Source organism: Pseudactinotalea suaedae, from assembly GCF_009733815.1.
Classification (GTDB): Bacteria; Actinomycetota; Actinomycetes; order Actinomycetales; family Beutenbergiaceae; genus Pseudactinotalea; species Pseudactinotalea suaedae.
On the sequence record NZ_WNXY01000008.1, the window covers coordinates 1 to 16,996 of the forward strand.

The 16,996-nt window shown below is 72.2% G+C and carries 17 protein-coding genes; 9 read left to right on the forward strand and 8 right to left on the reverse strand.

Features of this window, described 5'->3' with window-relative positions:
• The coding region (locus GPA04_RS13300) for an integrase core domain-containing protein (RefSeq protein ID WP_156224683.1) at nt 1–259 on the forward strand (259 nt) is incomplete at its 5' end.
• Nucleotides 260–381: 122 nt separating this feature from the next.
• Here the strand turns inward: GPA04_RS13300 and GPA04_RS13305 are convergent.
• Nucleotides 382–1,275 (reverse strand): imine reductase family protein, encoded by an 894-nt coding sequence (locus GPA04_RS13305; RefSeq protein ID WP_156224684.1) that lies wholly within the window; start codon nt 1,273–1,275, stop codon nt 382–384.
• Nucleotides 1,276–1,350: 75 nt separating this feature from the next.
• On the opposite strand from GPA04_RS13305, the gene GPA04_RS13310 reads away from it, so the two are divergent.
• On the forward strand, nt 1,351–1,689 hold the full coding sequence (locus GPA04_RS13310; protein WP_206674222.1) for a winged helix-turn-helix transcriptional regulator: 339 nt from the start codon (nt 1,351–1,353) through the stop codon (nt 1,687–1,689).
• Complete coding sequence (locus GPA04_RS13315) at nt 1,682–4,006, forward strand: AAA family ATPase (protein WP_241680789.1); 2,325 nt, start codon at nt 1,682–1,684, stop codon at nt 4,004–4,006. The genes GPA04_RS13310 and GPA04_RS13315 overlap by 8 nt, the downstream gene beginning before the upstream one ends.
• A gap of 1 nt (nt 4,007) precedes the next feature.
• Here GPA04_RS13315 and GPA04_RS13320 read toward each other — a convergent pair whose 3' ends face one another.
• The 3 genes from GPA04_RS13320 to GPA04_RS13330 all read right to left on the reverse strand — a co-directional run bounded on the left by GPA04_RS13320 (nt 4,008) and on the right by GPA04_RS13330 (nt 7,363).
• On the reverse strand, nt 4,008–5,042 hold the full coding sequence (locus GPA04_RS13320) for a DUF1444 domain-containing protein (RefSeq protein WP_156224686.1): 1,035 nt from the start codon (nt 5,040–5,042) through the stop codon (nt 4,008–4,010).
• A 102-nt stretch (nt 5,043–5,144) separates the two neighbouring features.
• The gene (locus GPA04_RS13325) at nt 5,145–6,155 is read right to left on the reverse strand and encodes a PHP domain-containing protein (protein WP_156224687.1); all 1,011 of its coding nucleotides are present in this window, start codon (nt 6,153–6,155) and stop codon (nt 5,145–5,147) included.
• A 17-nt stretch (nt 6,156–6,172) separates the two neighbouring features.
• Nucleotides 6,173–7,363 (reverse strand): FAD-dependent oxidoreductase, encoded by a 1,191-nt coding sequence (locus GPA04_RS13330; RefSeq protein ID WP_156224688.1) that lies wholly within the window; start codon nt 7,361–7,363, stop codon nt 6,173–6,175.
• Nucleotides 7,364–7,479: 116 nt separating this feature from the next.
• Between GPA04_RS13330 and GPA04_RS13335 the strand changes: the two genes are divergently transcribed.
• Nucleotides 7,480–8,136, forward strand: a complete 657-nt coding sequence (locus GPA04_RS13335) for a maleylpyruvate isomerase N-terminal domain-containing protein (protein ID WP_156224689.1) — start codon at nt 7,480–7,482, stop codon at nt 8,134–8,136.
• A 28-nt stretch (nt 8,137–8,164) separates the two neighbouring features.
• Here the strand turns inward: GPA04_RS13335 and GPA04_RS13340 are convergent, their stop codons facing one another.
• From GPA04_RS13340 to GPA04_RS13355, 4 genes are all read right to left on the reverse strand, one after another.
• Nucleotides 8,165–8,509, reverse strand: coding sequence for a YciI family protein (locus GPA04_RS13340; RefSeq protein ID WP_156224690.1), 345 nt, complete (start codon nt 8,507–8,509; stop codon nt 8,165–8,167).
• 415 nt (nt 8,510–8,924) lie between these two features.
• Nucleotides 8,925–9,647 carry a ThuA domain-containing protein gene (locus GPA04_RS13345; RefSeq protein ID WP_156224691.1) on the reverse strand — a complete coding sequence of 241 codons (723 nt, stop codon included), beginning with the start codon at nt 9,645–9,647 and terminating at the stop codon, nt 8,925–8,927.
• A complete protein-coding gene (locus GPA04_RS13350) occupies nt 9,644–10,753 on the reverse strand; it encodes a Gfo/Idh/MocA family protein (RefSeq protein WP_366464721.1) in 1,110 nt (369 codons plus the stop codon). The genes GPA04_RS13345 and GPA04_RS13350 overlap by 4 nt, the downstream gene beginning before the upstream one ends.
• Nucleotides 10,754–10,830: 77 nt before the next feature.
• Nucleotides 10,831–12,036 carry an ROK family transcriptional regulator gene (locus GPA04_RS13355; protein WP_156224693.1) on the reverse strand — a complete coding sequence of 402 codons (1,206 nt, stop codon included), beginning with the start codon at nt 12,034–12,036 and terminating at the stop codon, nt 10,831–10,833.
• 134 nt (nt 12,037–12,170) lie between these two features.
• Between GPA04_RS13355 and GPA04_RS13360 the strand changes: the two genes are divergently transcribed.
• The 5 genes from GPA04_RS13360 to GPA04_RS13380 all read left to right on the forward strand — a co-directional run bounded on the left by GPA04_RS13360 (nt 12,171) and on the right by GPA04_RS13380 (nt 16,977).
• Nucleotides 12,171–12,929: a sugar phosphate isomerase/epimerase family protein gene (locus GPA04_RS13360; protein ID WP_156224694.1), complete on the forward strand. Its 759-nt coding sequence runs from the start codon at nt 12,171–12,173 to the stop codon at nt 12,927–12,929.
• Nucleotides 12,926–14,029, forward strand: a complete 1,104-nt coding sequence (locus GPA04_RS13365; protein ID WP_156224695.1) for a Gfo/Idh/MocA family protein — start codon at nt 12,926–12,928, stop codon at nt 14,027–14,029. The genes GPA04_RS13360 and GPA04_RS13365 overlap by 4 nt, the downstream gene beginning before the upstream one ends.
• 46 nt (nt 14,030–14,075) lie before the next feature.
• Entirely contained in the window at nt 14,076–15,173 is a 1,098-nt protein-coding gene (locus GPA04_RS13370) for a Gfo/Idh/MocA family protein (RefSeq protein ID WP_156224696.1), read from the forward strand.
• A gap of 129 nt (nt 15,174–15,302) precedes the next feature.
• On the forward strand, nt 15,303–16,265 hold the full coding sequence (locus GPA04_RS13375) for a sugar phosphate isomerase/epimerase family protein (protein WP_156224954.1): 963 nt from the start codon (nt 15,303–15,305) through the stop codon (nt 16,263–16,265).
• A 112-nt stretch (nt 16,266–16,377) separates the two neighbouring features.
• Nucleotides 16,378–16,977 (forward strand): HdeD family acid-resistance protein, encoded by a 600-nt coding sequence (locus GPA04_RS13380; RefSeq protein ID WP_156224697.1) that lies wholly within the window; start codon nt 16,378–16,380, stop codon nt 16,975–16,977.
• The last annotated feature ends 19 nt before the right edge of the window (nt 16,978–16,996 follow it).

Genomic DNA, 16,996 nt, shown 5'->3' on the forward strand with positions numbered 1-16,996 from the left:
CCTGGCCAGCGCCTCCCGGCACCAGCGCACCCGGCCCTACACACCCCGCCACAACGGCAAGGTCGAGCGCTACAACCGGATCCTGGCCGAAGAGCTGCTCTACTCCCGCGCCTGGGAGTCAGAAGCCAAACGAGCCGCCGCGATCGGCACCTGGAACATCCACTACAACTACCATCGAGCCCACACCGCCGCCGGCGACCAACCCCCAGCCTCACGACTACGCACCGGCGTCACCAACGTCATGAGCCAGAACAGCTAAGTCACCGGCCTCGCAGGGATGTGGGCCCGGATCCACCGGCGGAGCGCTCGAGCACCGCCGGATCCTCCGCCGTCGACGGATGCACCCCCACGTCCCGGCATCCCCTCACCGAAGAACCCTGGTCAGGAGCTGAGCAGCTCCTCGGCGACGACGTCCCAGTCGGTGTCGGCGGGGTGCTGCCGCAACGCGCGGGCGGAGGCGTCCCGGATCAGCGCAGGCAACGCCGAGGGCACCCCGGACTCGGCGCTGGCGGTCACGATGTGCTCCAGGAAGGCCAGGCACATGTCGAGGCGTGCCTCTCCCGTGCGGTAGGTCCGGTCGGTCATCGAGGCCGAGAGCCCCGGCAACGAGCCGCGCAGGGTGTCGGTCACGCCCTCGGCGTACGGCAGGAATCGTGCAGGGTCGACGCCGTAGCGGCCGGCCAGCGCGGTCGCGTGCAGGAACGCGTACATGCCGGCGAAGTAGATGTCGAGCATCGCCAGGTCCAGCACGGGGGGCACCGCGTGGTCGGTCCCGACGTCGTCGGCCACCCCGCCCAGCGGCGCGAGCGCGGCCGTGGCGGTGGCGACGTCGTTGGGCGCGCCGGCGTAGAGCACGAGGCACTCGTCCGTGCCGACCATCGGGGTCGGGACCATGACGGCACCGGTGACGTACCGCACCCCCAACGCCGCCGCCTGCCGCGCCGACTCGGCCGCCTCCTCCGGCGAGCCGGTCGAGACGTTGACGAGCACGGCGTCACCCAGCAGCGGTGCGACCGCGGCGACCAGCTCCCGGCTCGCGGTGTGGTCGCGCACGCAGACGACGACCACCTCCGCACCGGCGACCGCAGCCTCGGGATTCCCCACGAGCGCGACGTCGCCGCCGCCGTCGAGCCCGTGCTCCGTCAGTGTCCGGGCGGTGCGGTTCCAGGCGGTCAGGCGGTGCCCGCCCGAGGCGAGCGCGCGGGTGAGCGCGGCGCCCATCGGGCCAAGCCCGAGCACCGCGATCGACGTGGTGGTCACTGGTGTGGAGGTCATGCCTCCATGCTGGGCGTGGACGCGATGTCGCACCAGTACGCACAATCATGTGGGTACTGACCTGGAGGTGAGCACGTGAGCAGGGACGCGCAGGAGTGCGGCGTGAACGTCGTCATCGGCTTGATCGGCTCCAAGTGGAAGCCGTCGATCCTGTGGCGGTTGGCCGAGGGCGACCACCGCTTCGCCGAGCTGCGCCGCGGGGTCAGCGGCATCAGCGAGAAGGTGCTCGCCGAGCAGCTGCGCGAGCTCGAGCGCGACGCGCTGGTCTCACGCACCGCCTACGAGGGCTTCCCGCTCCGTGTCGACTATGCGCTGACGCCGCTGGGCGAGGAGCTCAACGACCTGCTCGACCCGGTGGCGCAGTGGGGGGATGCCTACCTCGCAGACAAGGCTCTCGAGGCACCGGGTGGCTGAGCCGGAGCACACCGAGGAGCTCGACCGCGCGCTGGATCTTCTCCGCAGCGGCAGCAACCTGTTCCTCACCGGACGCGCCGGCACCGGTAAGTCGACGCTGATCCGGCAGTTCGTCGCGCAGACCGGGCGGCGGGTGGTCGTGGCCGCACCCACGGGCATCGCCGCGCTCAACGTGGGCGGCTACACGCTGCACCGGCTGTTCGGGTTCCGACCCGAGACCTCCCTCGACGACGTCCGCGACGGCCGCTACTACCCGGGCCGGTTCGCGGAGAGCATCGGCAGCCTCGAGACGCTGGTCATCGACGAGGCGTCGATGGTCCGCGCGGACCTGCTGGACAAGGTCGAGTCCGCGCTCCGACGCTTCGGCCCGCGGCGCGGCGAGCCGTTCGGTGGCGTGCAGGTGGTGCTCGTCGGCGACCTGTTCCAGCTCCCACCCGTGATGTCGACGGCGGAGGCCGGACATCTCCTGGAGTCCTACCCGACCCCGTACTTCTTCTCCGCCGACGCCTACCGGGACGCACCGTTCCCCACGGTGTCGTTGACCACGGTGTTCCGGCAGCAGGGCGACAATCGGTTGACGTCCATCCTCAACGCGATCCGTGAGGGCACGCTGCTCAGCTCGGCACGCCGGGACCTCGATGCCCGGGTCGACGTCGACTTCGAGCCGCCCGCCGACCAGATGTGGCTGACCGTCGCGCCGACCAACCGGGTCGTGACCGCACGCAACCGCGCGCAGCTGGACGCGATCGACGAGCCCGAGCTGGTCCATCACGCCTGGGCCAGCGGCGACCTCGAGGGGTTCGACCCGCCGGTGCCGGACGTGCTCCGGTTCAAGGTCGGCGCCCAGGTCATGCTCGTCAACAACGACCCGGGCGACCGGTGGGCGAACGGGACCCTCGGGACCGTGGTCGGGTACGACCCGCACGACGTCACCGCCACGGTGCGGCTCCAGAACGGCCGCGTGGTCGCCGTCGGGCACCACACCTGGGACGTGACGCGCCCCGTGGTGGTGGGCGGGTCGCTGCGCCGCGAGGTCGTCGGGACGTACACGCAGCTGCCCTTCACGCTCGCGTGGGCGATCACGATCCACAAGAGCCAGGGGCAGACGATCGACCGGTTGGTGGTCGACCTGCGCGGCGGCACCTTCGACTACGGGCAGCTGTACGTGGCGCTGAGCCGGTGCACGTCGCTCGCTGGGCTGGTGCTGCGGCGGCCCGTGCTGCCCAAGGACATGAAGACCGACAGGCGGGTGGTGCGGTTCCTGCAGTCGAGCACGGCGCCGGGCACGCAGCACCGGCGGTGCGCGATCGGGATGCTCACGGTCGGTGACGAGGGGGTGCGATCGCGCCCGCGCCCGGTCGAGATCGCCGTCGCGTTCGACGACGGCACCGCACTCAGCACGCTCGTGAACCCGCAGCGCGACCTCGCGGACGCGCGATCCGCCTACGGAATCGGCGTCGACGACATCCTGCTGGCGCCGACGCTCGCCCAGGTCTGGGCCGTGATCGCACCGATGCTGGCGGGGTGCACGCCGGTGGGACCGGGGGTCGACGAGACGCTGGGGCTGCTGGACTTCGAGCTCAAGCGGCTCGGGCACGTCGTGGTGCTGCCGCTGGGGATACCGGCGCCCGGACGCGTGTCCGGCAGCACCGCGCTGGAGCGGGCACGCTCCGCGCTGGCGCTGGCGCAGCGGGTCGACGGCCGGGCCGCGAGCGCCTTCGAGGTCGCCGAGGAGCTGCCCGAGGGCGGGTTCCTCGTGAGCCGGGACGCCGACGTCCACGCGCCGAGCACGACCGAGCTGCCGATGCTCAGCGCCTACCTGGAGCTGAGCAGGCAGCTGGGGCCGATGCTGCTCGGCAGCACCGGTCACGAGTGGCTGCTGGAGGGCACCGACGCGGGCCCGGCCCGTGAGGTGATCGCCGCGCAGCTGCGCGAGGCCGCCGCGGCGGCCCCGCTCACGCCGGGGGTGGTGCGCCGGTTGCAGGCGGTCGAGGCTGCGCTGGGACTGCCGGTCCTCGACGCGCAGACCCTCGCAGGCAGCGCCCGGGCGGACATCGCGGCGACCCTGGTCGCGGGCGTGCGGGTGTGCTTCACCGGCACCATCCAGCTGCCCGACGGCCGGCTGCTCGAGCGCGACGAGGCGCACGGCCTCGCGCTGAGGGCCGGCCTGACGCCGGTCGCGAACGTGAGCAAGACCCGCTGCGACGTGCTCGTGGTCGCCGAGCTGGGCACCCAGTCGGGCAAGGCCCGCAAGGCCTTCGAGCTCGGCAAGCCGGTCTACTCCGCCGAGGAGTTCCTCGCCTGGCTGGGGCCGTAGCTCAACTCGCCTGGATGAGCTCGGTGGGGAACCGGGTGCCGATCATGTACTCCGGGTAGACGCCCTCGTACGGCTCGAGCAGCCGGCGCTCGAGCAGTGCGGTCAGCGGCAGCGCAGTGGTGGCTCCGTCCGCCCTCACGAGCACGACCTCGTCGACATACGGGATGAGATTGACCATGCCGTCCACCCACGACGCCATGCTGCGGTAACGGCCGTCCTCGGGTCTGGCGCCCACCATCACCTTGGCGACGAGCAGCTGTTCGCCGCGGTGCTCGAGCCACTCCGTGAGGACGTCGCGGGTGCGCTCGTATCGAATCAGGTCCCAGCGGCGGCTCAGCTGACCCACAGCGGGTGCGGCCTCCGCCGGCCAGGTGTAGGGGACCCATCGATCGTCGTCGGCCACCAGCGGTGTGATCGAGACCGGCCGCCGCGTGCTCGAGAGCACCTCCTCCGCGACCCGAGCGATGGCGACGATCGAGCTGGGGTCCTCCGCGAACCCGATCAGGCAGTTGGTGTCGTCGGGGATCACGATCACGGGGGTGAGCCCACGTCCGCGCTGCATCTCAGGCATGTCGCCGGGCGGCAGGTAGCGGGGCCCACCCAGCAGGGTCAGGGCGGCGGCCGCACGCCCCTCGTTGACGATCGCGCCGTCATGCTCGAAGAGACGCACGGCCTCGTTGCGGACGTTGTCGCTGGCGGCGAGCAGGATCTCTCCGATCGGCACTCCCCAGCGCGCGGCCACGGACTCCGAGACCGGGACATCGGCCGAGGGCAGGTCGAGCACCGCACCCACGTGGTAGTCGGCCACGGCCGCGGACACCGCGTCGGCAGCACCCGGGTCCCCGTGGACCTCGCCCATCCGGCGTCGGTCGGCGAGCGGGACCAGTCCCACGGGCCGCACCCGCAGCAGCGGCTTGGCCTCGTCGAACGTCTCCGGCGGCGCATCGGGCACCGCTACCGAGCTGGGTTGCTGGGGGGCGCGCTCCGACGGTGGTTGTTGCTCGGCTCGATCTCGACGACGGAACCACGCAGCCATGGATTCAGCCTAGTGATCTGCGACCGCGGTCCGGCCCACGCGCGGCTGCCCTGGATCGCTGCGCTGCGATCCCAGCCGAGCGGCCGCGCCGCAGGAGGACGCTCAGGTGCGGGTCCAGGCCAGCAGGTCCTCCGCCGTCATGGTGTTGACGATCCGGTCCTTCTCGATCCCGAGCTCGGCGACGCGCGCGCAGCCGTAGTCGAGGAAGTCCAGCTGCCCGGGTGCGTGGGCGTCGGTGTCGACGGCGAACACGCAGCCGGTCTCGTGGGCGAGCTCGAGCAGTCGTGTCGGAGGGTCACGGCGCTCGGGTCGGGAGTTGATCTCGACGGCGACGCCGAACCGGCGGCAGGCCTCGAACACGAGCTCGGCGTCGAAGGAGGACTCCGGGCGGGTGCCGCGACCACCGGTGATCAGCCTGCCGGTGCAGTGGCCGAGCACGTCGACGTGCGGGTTCGCGATCGCGTTCACCATCCGCCGGGTCATCTGCTCGGCCGGCATCCGGAGCTTGGAGTGGACCGAGGCGACGACGACGTCCAGCTCGGCCAGCAGCTCCGGCTCCTGGTCGAGGGAACCGCCGTCGAGGATGTCGACCTCGATCCCGGTGAGGATCCGGAACGGGGCCAGCTCGGCGTTCAGCGCCGCCACCCGTCGCAGCTGGTCACGCAGCCGGTCCGCGGACAGGCCGTTGGCGACCGTGAGCCGGGGCGAGTGGTCGGTGAGCACCATGTACTCGAGCCCGGTGCCGATCGCCGCGGCGGCCATGTGCTCGATCGGCGACCCGCCGTCGGACTCGATCGAGTGGGTGTGGAGGTCGCCGCGGATCCAGGACCGCACCTCCGCGGCACCGGGGGCCAGTGCCCCCGCTGCCGCCTCCAGCTCCGCCAGGTAGTCCGGCACCCCGCCCGCGAGCGCCTGCCCCGCGATCAGCGCGGTCTTGGGGCCGACGTCGGCCAGCGTCGCCAGGCTGCCGGCCTCCGCGAGCCTGCCGACCTCGCCCGCCCCGACCTGCTCCAGCCGGTCCGCAGCCTTGCGGTAGGCCTTGATGCGGTGCGTCTCGGCGAGCTGACGTTCCAGCAGGAAGGCGATGCGACGGAGCGCGACGACGGGATCCACCCGCCCATCCTCGCGTGCTAGCCCGGCAGCTGCCACCGCCGGACCAGGCCGGTCTGCCCGCCACCGAGCTGCTTGACCATCTGGGTCCGCACCCACGGGTGCGAACCGACAGGGCCGGCCAGCAGGTCGCGCGGGAGGGCGATCGGGTGCAGGTCGCTCTGGAACACCGGCATCATCAACCGCGTCCACCACGAGTACCAGCGCACGTGCGCCCGGCGGCTCGCGGTGTGCTGCGCGAGTGCGGTCTCCAGATCGGGTGCCGACGCCAGGAAGTGGCACAGGCTGGCCGCGTCCGCGAGCGCGAGCGAGGTCCCGGCGCCGAGCTGCGGGCTCATCGCGTGCGCGGCGTCACCGATCAGCACGGCGCCGGCGCCGTCCCGGACCCGGTAGGGGGTGCGGACCACGACGTCGCGGTAGTGCGCCTCCAGCAGCTGGTCGACCTCGTCGAGCAGCGGCGCGTACCTCTCGCCCACGAACGGGGCCGCCTCCTGCCGCCACGCGTCCATGCCGCGCCCGCGGACGGCCCTCATGTCCGCACCCCTGACCGACCAGAAGATCGACGCCTGCTGCTCGCCGGTGGGCAGCACGCCCAGATATCGGGACGTGCCGTCCAGGCACTGGTACAGCACGTCGGCGGCAAGGCCCTCCGGATCGTCGACGAGCGCCCACAGCGCGCCGTAGGAGTAACCGTGGTCGCGCACGGCGACGCGCATGCTCTCGCGCACCACCGATCGGGAGCCGTCGGCCCCGATGACCAGGTCGAAGGGCCCGACGGCGCCGCTCGTGGTCTCGACCGAGGCGCCGCCCGGGGTGGGGCGTACCCCGGTGACGTCGACGCCGGTGGCGATCCTCGCCGTCGACCCGGCCAGGGCCTCCCACAGCAAGGTGAACAGCACGCCGCGGTGCACGCCGATCGCGGGGACCGCGCCCGGGACGTCGGCGTAGCCGAAGTCCATGACCTGCCGGCCGCCGACCGTGACCGCGTCGACGCGCGCGACCGGACGGGACACCGCGCGCAGCGGCTCGAGCAGCCCGATCGCGTCGAGGACCTGCTGCCCGAGCGCCTGCAACCAGATGCCGGCACCGACCGGACCGGGGTCCTCGGCGGCCTCCAGGACGGTGACCTCGTGCCCGGCGCGCGCGAGCATGATCGCGGCGACCGGACCTGCTGTCCCGCACCCGACCACGGCAACCCGGAGCGGACCCATGAGCTGCAGCGTAGAAGCCCCCCACCCCGCGGAAAGCGCTCTGGGGTCGCCACGGTCCACCGGATGACCCGAGATCACCCCACACCGGAGCGGTCGATGCGCCCTACGGTGAGCACATGACGCTGACGTTCGCCGGAGTCCTCGACGCCGAGGCGGTGCTCGGCGCTGTCGGCGCTGTCGGCGCCCTCGTGCGTGCGCCCGAGGTGGCGGACGCGTGGGATCGGGAGTCCGTGCTCCCGGGCATGACGGTCGGCGGCCTGACCCGGCACCTCGTCAGCCAGCCCGAGTGCGCGGTGGAGTTCCTCGGCATCGAGTTCCCGGCCGACCGGGTGCAGCCGCTGTCGTTGCTCGCCTACGCCGACCAGCTCGACTGGCTCGACGCACCGCTCGACGCCCCCGAGAACACCTCGATCAGCACCGACTTCAACGCGATGGCGGCCGCCGGGGTGGCGGAGTCGATCGCGGTCCTCGAGGCAGCGAGCGCGGCGCTCGGACCGGCCATCGCGGCAGCCGGGCCCACGACGTTCGTGCCGTGGCAGGGCTGCGCGCTGGCGACCGAGGACTTCCTCGCGGTGCGGCTGCTGGAGATCGTGGTGCACGCCGACGACCTCGCGAGCAGCGTCGGCCTGCTCACGCCCGACTTCAGCGCCGCCGTGACCGGGCCCGTCGTGCAGCTGCTCGGCGCGCTGGCGTTGCGTCGACGGCACCCGATGGACGTGGTCCGCGTGCTCGCCCGGGCTGAGCGCGAGCACGGGCCGACCTCGGCGTTCTGAGGCCGGCGTCAGGCGGGCCGCGTCTGGATCAGCCCATCGACACGAACTCGCGGACCTCGACGGCGTGGGTCCAGGCCATCGGGTGGCCCGCCGCGACCTGGATCGCCTCGGCCATCGAGTCGGCCTCGATGACGTCGAGGCCGGCGATCACCTCACCGGCCTCGGTGAACGGGCCCTCGGTACGCCGGACCTTGCCTCCGCGCACGCGCACGGTCACCGCCTGGGACGCGGGCTGCAGCGGATCACCGGTCACGTAGCGGCCGGAGTCGACGACGGACTGCCACCACGCCTCGACGTCGGGCGCCTGCGCGCGGTCCTCCTCGCTCGCGGGGACGCTGGTGTCGGTGGTGATGAGGAGCAGGTACTTGGACATCGGGTTCTCCAGTCTGTTGATCAGCGTTGTGCTGGCATCAGGGTGACGCTCGCCGCCGTCAGAACTCGACATCTCGTTCCACTGATCGTGCGTCGGATGAACGCTCGCACCCGGTCGCAACGTCGCGACCATCCCGCGCTCACCCGTGCCGGCTGCCGTCAGGGCACCGTGGTGCCCTCCCACTCACCCGCCGCCGGTGGCGTGACCATCACGCACACCTGTCCCGCTCACCCCACCCCCACCAGGGCGAGGAGCACCGATCACCCCACGAGTCACCCTGTGCACAGGCTCGCGCCGCTCGGACCGCGCGTTCGCACCGCCGCCCAGGCACCTGCAGCACTGCGGCTCTTCGACGCTCTACCACTGTCTCGAAGATTCGCTAGACAGCCGCAGAGAGTGCCATCGGCGCCCTAGCTCAGGCGTGCGTACGCGGCTGGTTCCGCACCTCAGGCTGCTGCCGGGCACGGTCACGGGCGGCCCACTGCACCGCGTTGGCGAGCACTCGCCGCACCTGCGGGTGGTGGTAGACCGGGTACTCCTGGTCGCCGGGCGAGAAGTAGAAGACCTTCCCCTGGCCGCGACGGTAGGTGAGGCCGGAACGGAAGATCTCGCCGCCGGAGAACCACGACGCGAACACGAGCTCGTCCGGCGGCGGCACGTCGAAGAACTCGCCGTACATCTCCTGCGCCTCGATCACGAACGGCTGCTCCACACCCTCGGCGATCGGGTGGGTGGGGTCGACCGTCCAGACGATCTCGCGGTCCTGATCGTTGCGCCACGCCAACGAGCAGGTCGTCCCCATGAGGCGGATGAAGATCTTCGAGAAGTGAGCCGAGTGCAGCGCCAGCAGGCCCATGCCGCCCAGCACGTGCCGGTGCACGCGCTCCACGACGTCGTCGGCGACCTCGCCGTGGGCGATGTGCCCCCACCACAGCAGCACGTCGGTCGCCGCGAGGACCTCCTCGGTGAGCCCGTGCTCGGGATCGGCGAGGGTCGCCGTGCTCACCTCGACCTCCTCGCCCAGCAGCTCGCGCAACCCTTCGGCGATCGCGCCGTGCATGCCGGTCGGGTACAGCGCCTGCACCGACGCGTCCCGCTGCTCGTGCACGCCCTCGTTCCACACCAGTACCCGGATCATCGTGCGACCTCCGCCATCAGCTCGTCCATCCTGACCTCTGCCCCTCGTTCCGCCGAGAGGTACGCCGCCTCGAGGATCCGTGTTCGGGTCGCCCCGATCGTGCCGTCGTAGACGTTCCACCTGCTCGGGTCGGCGACGGCGACCAGGAACCTGTCGACGACGGCCCTGTGCCCGAGGCTCTCGCGCTCGGGCAGCACCACGTCGTCGCTGCCGTCGGCGGCAGCGCCGAACACGGTCACGGTCGCCGGTGCGTAGTCGATCGTGCGCAGCTCGACGCCGCCGTCGGTGCCGTACAGCGTGATCGCCATGTCGTCACCGGAGGGCCGGTGCGTGGCCCAGCTCGCCTCCAGCGTGAACGAGACGCCACCCTCCAGCCGCAGCATCACCACCCCGAGGTCCTCGACCTCGAACGCCGATCCCACGGCCTGCTTGCCGCTGCCCGATCCACCGAGCCCGCGGGGGCCGAGCTCGGCGTGCGTGACGGCCGAGACCGCGAGCACCCGCGGCTCCCCCAGCATGTGCAGGGTCGCGTCCAGCATGTGCACGCCGAGATCGATCAGGGGACCGCCGCCGCCCATCGCCTTGTTGGTGAACCAGCTCCCGAGCGAGGGGATGCCCGCGCGCCGCCACCACTCGGCCTTCGCGTGGTAGACCCGTCCGAGCGCGCCGGCCTCCACCTGGTCGCGCATCGAGGAGATGTCGCCGCGGTAGCGGTGGTTGAAGGCCACCTCGAGCACACGGTTGCTGCGCCGTGCGGCCGCGACCATGGCGTCCGCCTCGGCCGCGGTCCGCGCCATCGGCTTCTCGGAGAGCACGTGGATCCCGGCGTCGAGCGCGGCGATCGCGATCGGCGCGTGCAGGAAGGTCGGCACCGCGATGCTGACGGCGTCGAGCTCGACCTGCGTCAGCAGGTCCTCCCACCGCGGCACCGCGTTCGGCACCTCGTACTTCGCGGCCAGGTCCGTGCGCAGCTGGTCCTCGAGCCCCGCGATCCCGACGACCTGCACGTCGGGACGTGCGGCATAGCTCGCGAGATGCTGCTGGCCGGCCCAGCCGAGTCCGATGACCCCCACCCGCAGCGGGGTGTCGGGAGAGTTGGTCGTCACGCTGATGCTCCTTCGGTTCGACGTGCTCAGGTCAGTGATGAAGCCGTGCTCAGGTCAGTGATGAAGCCGTGCTCAGGTCAGGGTGAGGGCGAGGCGAACCAGGTCGCGATCGCCGAGGGGGTGAGGGCATGACGAGCCGCCAGGATCGCCGCCCCCAGGGCACCGGCGTTGCTGTCGCCACGGGCCGGGACGATCTGCAGGTGCTCGGTCGCGAGCGGCAGCGAGTGCCGGTAGACGACCTCCCGCACACCCGCGATCAGGTCCTCGCCGCCGCGGCCGATGCTGCCGCCGATCACGATGACCGAGGGGCCGAGGACGTTGACGACCGTCGCGACCACCGCTCCCACCTCGCGACCCGCCTGCCGGACCAGCTCGATCGCGGTGCGGTCACCGGCGCGGACCAAGGCGACGACGTCGGCGCTCGTCCGCGCCTCGATGTCGCGCTCCCGCAGCTGCGCCGCGATCGCCGGACCGGAGGCGATGTCCTCCAGCTCCCGCTCGTCCTCGGCGGGGCGGCCGCTGTCGGCCGTCCACGGCACCCGGACGTGCCCGAGGTCGCCGGCCGACCCTCGCGCACCGCGCTGCAGGGTGCCGCCCATCACGATCCCGGCGCCGATGCCGGTGGAGACCTTCACGTAGAGGAGGTCGTCGGCCTCGGGCCACCACGTCGCGTGCTCGCCGAGCGCGAGCACGTTGACGTCGTTGTCCACGAGCACCGCGAGCTCGGGCTGCTGCAGCTGCGCGCGCACGAGCGCGGGCACGTCGACACGGTCCCACCCCGGCATGATCGGCGGGTTCACGGGGCGACCGGAGGCGTGCTCGACCGGCCCGGGCAGACCCATGCCGAGGGCGGCGACCTCGGCCCAGGGGCGAGCGACGCCGTCGAGCAGGGAGGTCGCGGTGCCGAGCACGGCACCGAGCACCGCGTCGGGGCCGTCGGCGATCTCGAGCTCGACCGTCGCGGCGCTGAGCACACCGCCGGCGAGGTCGCCGACGGCGACCGTGCCGTGCGTGGCACCGAGGTCGATCCCGACGACAACCCTCGCCACCGGGTTGAACGCCACCCGGGCGGGTGGCCGGCCACCGGAGGAGGCGGCCGCACCCGCCGGTGCGAGCACGCCGGTGCGCAGGAGGTCGTCGACCCGGCTGGACACGGTCGATCGCGACAGCCCGGTGAGGTGGGCGATCTCGGCGCGGGTGCGGGGTACGCCGTCGAGCATCAACGCCAGCAGGCCACCGGGCCCGGGGCCGGCGGCGCGGCCTCGGTCGGTGGGCGGCCTCATGGTTCTGAGTACAGCACAGCCCACTACTGGCGATCAATGCACGGACTTCTGATTGATTGCTCCGCATAAGTGTGGTTGCGTATCCGTTGACACCCGCGGGCGCCTCTCGAGTGCCCACTGACGAAGGAGCACGCGTGCCCACATCCCCCCTGTCGGTCCAGCTCTACACGGTCCGCGAGGCGGCCGCCGAGGACCTGACCGGAACTCTCCAGCGACTCGCCGACATCGGCTTCGAGCTGGTCGAGCCCTACGCGTTCACCACCTTCGGCCCGGCGCTGGGCGAGGCGCTGCAGGCGAGCGGGCTGCGCGCCCCCACCACCCACCAGGGCTTCCTCACGGCGGACGCCGCCGAGCAGGACCGGATCTTCGCCGCGGCCGCCGCGCTCGGGATGGAGCGGGTCATCGACCCCCACTACCCCGCGGAGAACTGGGCGAGCGCCGCGCAGATCGCCGACACCGCGGCCCGGCTCAACGCCGCCGCCGAGATCGCCGCCACGCACGGCCTCACCGTCGGCTACCACAACCACGCGTTCGAGCTCGAGAGCCGTCCCGAGGGCGAGGGCGGCCGCTCCGGTCTGGAGCTGCTCGCCGAGCAGCTGGTCCCCGAGGTCGGCCTCGAGGTCGACGCCTACTGGGCAGCTGTCGGCGGCGAGGAGCCGGTCGCGCTGCTGCAGCGGCTCGGCGACCAGGTCGTCGCGGTGCACGTCAAGGACGGCCCCGGCACCAAGGAGAACAAGGACCAGGTGGCGGTGGGCGCGGGCGACCAGCCGATCGCCGAGATCCTCGCGGCCACCGCGAACGCCCTGCACGTCATCGAGCTCGACGACAGCCGCGGCGACCGGTTCCAGGCCGTCGCCGACAGCTTCACCTACCTCTCCGAGGCCCGCGCATGACCGGGTCCGGCCGCGCGGGCGTCGGCATCATCGGCGCCGGCAACATCAGCACCCAGTACCTGACGAACCTCACCACCATGCCCGACGTCGAGGTGCGGTTCGTCGCGGACCTCGACACCGACCGCGCCGCGGCTCAGGCCGAGGCCTACGGTGTGCCGGCTTCCGGCACGGTCGCCGAGCTGCTGGCCGACGAGGAGATCGAGGTCGTCGTCAACCTCACCGTGCCGGCCGTGCACGTGGCGGTCGCCCAGGAGATCCTCGCGGCCGGCAAGCACACCTGGAGCGAGAAGCCGTTCGCGCTGGAGCGCGAGAGCGGCCGCGAGCTGCTGGCGGCCGCCCAGTCCGCCGGCCTCCGGGTCGCGACCGCGCCCGACACGTTCCTGGGTGCCGGGATCCAGTCCTCGCTGCGGCTGGTCGCCGCCGGCGGTATCGGCCCGGCGCACGGCGCCCTCACGCTCATGCAGTCACCCGGCCCGGAGTCCTGGCACCCGAACCCGGCGTTCCTCTTCGACGTCGGCGCCGGTCCGCTGTTCGACATCGGCCCGTACTACCTGACGGCGTTGGTGCAGTTCTTCGGGCCCGTCGCCCGGGTGCACGCGGTGACCTCGAAGGCGCGCGCCGAGCGCGTGATCGGGTCCGGCCCGCTGGCCGGCCAGAGCTTCCCGGTCAACGTGCCCACGCACGTCTCCACGCTGGTGGAGTTCGAGAGCAGCCAGACGGCGCAGAGCATCTTCTCGTTCGACTCCCGCCTGGGCAGGACCCAGTTCGAGATCACCGGGGACGACGCGACCCTCACGGTGCCCGACCCGAACACCTTCTCCGGCGACCTCCTGATCACGACCGGGCGCGACGCCGTCGAGACCCGGCCCTCCGAGGGATCGGCTGCCGGGCGCGGCACGGGCGTCGTGGAGATGGTCCGCGCGATCCGCGCCGGCGTGCCCGAGCGGGCCTCCGGCGAGCTGGCGTTCCACGTCCTCGACGTGATGCAGTCGATCATCGAGGCGGGCGAGGCCCGCGAGCCCGTGGACGTGACGAGCACGGTCGAGGTGCCGCCACCGCTCGACGTCGACTGGGACCCGACGGCGGCGACGCTCACGTGAGGGCGTCCAGCACCGCCGTCGAGCTCGGCGTGAACGGGACCGCACGATGACCGCGGTCGGGCTGCCGGGCGCCGGGCTGGGCGTGGGGATCATCGGCGGCGGGTTCATGGCCCGGATGCACGCCCGGTCGGCGCTGCTGGCCGGGGCGCGGCTGGCCGGGCTGAGCTCGTCGTCGCCGGAGAGCGCCGCCCGGGCGGCGCAGGCGCTCGGGTTCGAGCGCGGGTACGGCAGCGTCGAGGAGCTGCTGGCGGACCGGACGATCGACGTGGTGCACGTGTGCACCCCGAACGCGCTGCACGCCGAGCACGCCGCGGCCGTGATCGCCTCGGGGCGGGACGTCGTGTGCGAGAAGCCGCTGGCCACCACGGTGGCGGACGCGACCGCGCTGACCGAGGCGGCCGCCGCCGCGAACGTCACCGCCACCGTGCCGTTCGTCTACCGCTTCCACCCGCTGGTGCGGGAGGCGCGGGAACGGGTCGCGAGCGGCGAGACCGGGCGGGTGCTCACCGTGGCGGCCAGCTATCTGCAGGACTGGCTGCTCACCTCCGAGGACGACAACTGGCGCGTGGACGCCGAGCTCGGCGGCGCCTCCCGGGCGTTCGCCGACATCGGCTCGCACCTGGTCGACCTGGTCGAGTTCGTCACCGGTGACCGGATCACCCGCATCGCCGGCCGCACGCGCACCTTCTTCACCGAGCGGGCCCAGCACGCCCAGGTGACGAACGAGGACGCGGCGGCGCTCGTCGTCGAGACGGCGGGCGGCGCCGTCGGGACCCTGCTGGTCTCCCAGGTCGCACCCGGTCGCAAGAACCGGCTGCACCTGGAGATCGCCGGATCGGCCAGCTCGCTCGCGTTCGACCAGGAGCACCCCGAGACGCTGTGGATCGGGCGCCGCGCGGGCAGCGTGCTGCTGCCGCGGGACGCGGACCAGAACAGCGAGTCCGCGAACCGGTACTCGGTCGCGCCCGCCGGCCACCCGCAGGGCTACCCCGAGGCGTTTGCCGCCTTCGTCGCCGACTCCTACCTCGCCGCCCGCGGCGACCAGATCGACGGTCTGCCCCGGTTCGCCGACGGCCTGCGCGCCGCCATCGTCACCGACGCGGTGCTGCGCGCCGCGCAGGCCGATGGTTGGGTGGACGTCTAAACCCCGGTTTCAACACGATTCCGGACACACCCCGGTTTCAACACGATTCTGAACACCGTCCGAAGGAGAACGTTCGTGGCTGACTCATCCCGCCTCCCCGTCACCCTGTTCACCGGCCAGTGGGCCGACATGCCGTTCGACGAGCTCGCGCGACGCGCGTCGGAATGGGGCTACGACGGCCTCGAGATCGCCGCGTCCGGCGACCACCTCGACCTCAAGCGTGCCGACGAGGACGACTCCTACGTCGCCGAGCGCCTCGAGATCCTCGACCGGTACAACCTCAAGGCCTGGGCGATCAGCCACCACCTCGGCGGCCAGGCCGTGTGCGACGACCCGATCGACTTCCGGCACCAGGCGATCCTGCGCGACTACGTGTGGGGCGACGGCGACCCCGAGGGTGTGCGCCAGCGTGCCGCAGAGGACATGAAGCGGGCGGCGCGGGTGGCGCGCAAGCTCGGCATCGACACGGTCGTGGGCTTCACCGGCTCGAAGATCTGGCCCTATGTCGCGATGTTCCCGCCGGTCCCGGCCTCGGTCATCGACGAGGGCTACGAGGACTTCGCCAACCGCTGGAACCCGATCCTCGACGTCTTCGACTCCGAGGGAGTGAGGTTCGCGCACGAGGTGCACCCGAGCGAGATCGCCTACGACCACTGGACCAGCGTCCGCACGCTCGAGGCGATCGGTCACCGCGAGGCGTTCGGCTTCAACTGGGACCCCTCGCACATGGCGTGGCAGGGCGTCGACTCGGTCGCGTTCATCACCGACTTCGCGGACCGGATCTACCACGTCGACTGCAAGGACACCCGGATCCGCCCGGCCTCGGGCCGCTCGGGCATCCTCGGCTCCCACCTGCCCTGGGGCGACCCCCGCCGCGGCTGGGACTTCGTGTCCACCGGGCACGGCGACATCCCGTGGGAGGACGCCTTCCGCGCACTCGCCTCGATCGGCTACGACGGTCCGATCTCGGTCGAGTGGGAAGACGCCGGGATGGACCGCCTCCACGGCGCGGCCGAGGCCGTCGGGTACATCCGCTCGCTGCTCTGGGAGCTCCCGACGGCGTCCTTCGACGCCGCCTTCAGCAACCAGTGACCGCGCCGCTCCTCCCGGCATCACGCGGGTGATGCAGGCCCCGTCGGGAGGGTGCTGACATCGGGGTGGGTGTAGGTTCCCGAGCATCGGTCCGGTTCCGACGGGAGCAACCATGACCACCACCCCCGCACCTGTTGAGGCACGCACACTCGCGACCACGGTCTGGTGGCTCGTGCTCGTGCAGGGCATCCTGGCGATCGCGTTCGGCGCGGTCGCGATGTTCTTCACCGGCGCGACGCTGCTGACGATCATGGTGTTCTTCGGCGTGTACTCGATCCTCGACGGCGTCCTCGCCCTGTGGGGCGGGGTCCGCAACCGCCAGGAGGGCTGGGGCTGGCTGGTGTTCCAGGGGATCGCCGGCGTCGCGGTGGGCATGCTGGCGCTGCGCTACCCCAGCACGACCGTGATCGCGCTGACGCTGCTGGTCGCGTTCTGGGCGCTGGTCATCGGTGCGATCCGGATCTGGGGTGCGTTCGAGCTGCGGAGCCTCGGCGCGCAGGGCTGGATCTGGGCGCTCGTGGCGGGCGCCGCCGCGGTGCTGTTCGGTCTCGCTCTCGTGGTCAGCCCCGGCTACGGCGCCGCCGCACTGGTCTGGCTGATCGGGATCACCACGGCCGTCTTCGGCATCGCCCTCGTGGTGAACGCGTTCCTGGTCCGCAAGGTCGTGGAGGACTTCGCCGACGACGGCGTGATCAACAGCTCCAGTTCCTGAGCCCCGCCCCCGGTTGGGA

Excerpts from the sequence above, each read along its gene's own strand:
- GPA04_RS13305 (WP_156224684.1), bottom strand. The coding sequence starts at position 1,275 with ATGACCTCCACACCAGTGACCACCACGTCGATCGCGGTGCTCGGGCTT.
- GPA04_RS13320 (WP_156224686.1), bottom strand. The coding sequence starts at position 5,042 with ATGGCTGCGTGGTTCCGTCGTCGAGATCGAGCCGAGCAACAACCACCG.
- GPA04_RS13330 (WP_156224688.1), bottom strand. The coding sequence starts at position 7,363 with ATGGGTCCGCTCCGGGTTGCCGTGGTCGGGTGCGGGACAGCAGGTCCG.
- GPA04_RS13335 (WP_156224689.1), top strand. The coding sequence starts at position 7,480 with ATGACGCTGACGTTCGCCGGAGTCCTCGACGCCGAGGCGGTGCTCGGC.
- GPA04_RS13340 (WP_156224690.1), bottom strand. The coding sequence starts at position 8,509 with ATGTCCAAGTACCTGCTCCTCATCACCACCGACACCAGCGTCCCCGCG.
- GPA04_RS13345 (WP_156224691.1), bottom strand. The coding sequence starts at position 9,647 with ATGATCCGGGTACTGGTGTGGAACGAGGGCGTGCACGAGCAGCGGGAC.
- GPA04_RS13355 (WP_156224693.1), bottom strand. The coding sequence starts at position 12,036 with ATGAGGCCGCCCACCGACCGAGGCCGCGCCGCCGGCCCCGGGCCCGGT.
- GPA04_RS13365 (WP_156224695.1), top strand. The coding sequence starts at position 12,926 with ATGACCGGGTCCGGCCGCGCGGGCGTCGGCATCATCGGCGCCGGCAAC.
- GPA04_RS13370 (WP_156224696.1), top strand. The coding sequence starts at position 14,076 with ATGACCGCGGTCGGGCTGCCGGGCGCCGGGCTGGGCGTGGGGATCATC.
- GPA04_RS13375 (WP_156224954.1), top strand. The coding sequence starts at position 15,303 with ATGCCGTTCGACGAGCTCGCGCGACGCGCGTCGGAATGGGGCTACGAC.
- GPA04_RS13380 (WP_156224697.1), top strand. The coding sequence starts at position 16,378 with ATGACCACCACCCCCGCACCTGTTGAGGCACGCACACTCGCGACCACG.